The 2,003-nt window shown below is 68.9% G+C and carries 1 protein-coding gene and 1 pseudogene; both read left to right on the top strand.

Annotated elements, in window-relative coordinates:
- Nucleotides 1-208 (top strand): annotated as a pseudogene (locus tag QZX79_RS15610) (hypothetical protein); the annotation flags it as partial.
- Entirely contained in the window at nucleotides 205-1,872 is a 1,668-nt protein-coding gene (locus tag QZX79_RS15605; RefSeq protein ID WP_294569661.1) for a catalase, read from the top strand. The pseudogene QZX79_RS15610 and the gene QZX79_RS15605, both read left to right, overlap by 4 nt.
- Nucleotides 1,873-2,003: the final 131 nt, after the last annotated feature.

Below are 2,003 nucleotides of genomic sequence, written 5' to 3'. Positions count from 1 at the left end.
CCTGGTCTGCCGCTCGTGCGGCCTGGTCGCCGATGTCGACTGCGTCGTCCACGCCGCACCGTGCCTGAACCCCGCGGACCCGGCCGGCTTCGTCGTCGACGAGGCGGAGGTCGTCTTCTGGGGGTTGTGCCGCGCATGCCAGCAGGAGCAGCAACCACAGTCAGTGCAGATCGATGAGCACGACATCCGAGGAGGAGCAATCGCATGACCGACGTCGCATCGCAGGGCCCGGCCCCGAGTGAGGCCGACCGCGCCGTCCTGACCAACCGTCAGGGCCATCAGGTCTACGACAACCAGAACCAGCGGACCGTGGGCGCCCGCGGCCCGGCCACCCTGGAGAACTACCAGTTCCTCGAGAAGATCAGCCACTTCGACCGCGAGCGCATCCCCGAGCGCGTCGTGCACGCCCGGGGCGCCACCGCCTTCGGCGTCTTCGTGGCCGACGGCACGGTCGGCGACGAGCCGATCAGCCGGTACACCCGCGCCAAGCTCTTCCAGGAGAAGGGCAAGGAGACCGAGGTCGCCCTGCGGTTCTCCACGGTGGCCGGTGGCCGCGACTCCTCCGAGGCGGCGCGTGACCCCCGAGGCTTCGCCGTGAAGTTCTACACCGAGGACGGCAACTGGGACCTCGTCGGCAACAACCTGGGTGTCTTCTTCATCCGGGACGCGATCAAATTCCCTGACTTCATCCACTCCCAGAAGCCCGACCCGGTCAACTTCGACCGCCAGGTTCCCAACCGGGTCTTCGACTTCTGGTCGCAGTCGCCCGAGGCGATGCACATGTTCATGCTGGTGCTCAGCCCGCGCGGTCTGCCGTCGTCCTACCGCCACATGCAGGGCTTCGGCGTGAACACCTACAAGTGGGTCAACGCCGCGGGTGAGACGCAGCTGGTCAAGTACCACTGGCTGCCCAAGCAGGGCGTCACGTCCTGGACCGCGGCCGACGCCGAGGTGGCGCAGGGCAAGGAGCTCGGCGTGCACACGAAGGACCTCTACGAGGCCATCGAGCGCGGCGACTTCCCGTCCTGGGACCTGCACGTCCAGCTCATGGACGATCACGAGCACCCCGAGCTCGACTTCGACCCCCTGGACGACACCAAGACGTGGCCGGAGAACGACTTCCCGCTGCGCAAGGTCGGCACCATGACCCTGAACCGGGTGCCGGAGAACTTCTTCGACGAGAGCGAGCAGATCGCCTTCGGCACCGGTGTGCTCGTCGACGGCCTGGACTTCTCCGACGACAAGATGCTGGTCGGCCGCACGTTCTCCTACTCGGACACCCAGCGCTACCGGGTGGGCCCGAACTACCTGCAGCTGCCGGTGAACCAGGCCAAGAACGCCCGGGTCGCCACCAACCAGCGCGACGGGCAGATGTCCTACGGCGTCGACCTGGGGCCCGGGCAGAACCCGCACGTCAACTACGAGCCGTCGATCCTGGGCGGCCTGCGCGAGGCCCAGTACCCGACGCACGACGACCAGGGGCCGGAGATCACCGGCCGGCTCACCCGCAAGCGGATCCCCCGCACCGACGACTACACGCAGGCCGGTCAGCGCTACCTGCTCTCGGAGCAGTGGGAGAAGGACGACCTGGTGGCCAACCTGATCGACGGCCTCTCCCAGTGCGACCGCCCGATCCAGGAGCGGATGGTCTGGCACCTGTTCATGGCCGAGGACGAGCTGGGACAGCGTGTCGGTGAGGGCATCGGCATCAGCGCCGACGACGTCCGGGGCCTGCCGCCGCTGCAGACCCAGACGCTCACCGAGGCCGAGCTGCAGCGAGCCGCCAACCTCGGCAAGAACGGCCCGCGCAACGTCTCGGGCCTGACCATGACGCACTGCGTGCCCAACGAGCGGGTCGTCCTCGCGAAGTAGGCACCACCGCACGGCCGACGGGCCGCGACCGGAACCCCGGTCGCGGCCCGTTCGCCGTCCGCGGACCGGCTCGCGGACGACGACGCCGTCGAACCGGCGGCGGCCCGCGGTGGGGTCAGACCAGGACGGCG

Origin of the sequence: uncultured Arthrobacter sp. (assembly GCF_902805515.1) — a bacterium.
Taxonomy (GTDB): domain Bacteria; phylum Actinomycetota; class Actinomycetes; order Actinomycetales; family Micrococcaceae; genus Arthrobacter_D.
Note: the sequence above shows the minus strand (reverse complement) of the source record. Positions and strands in the feature narration are given on the sequence as shown.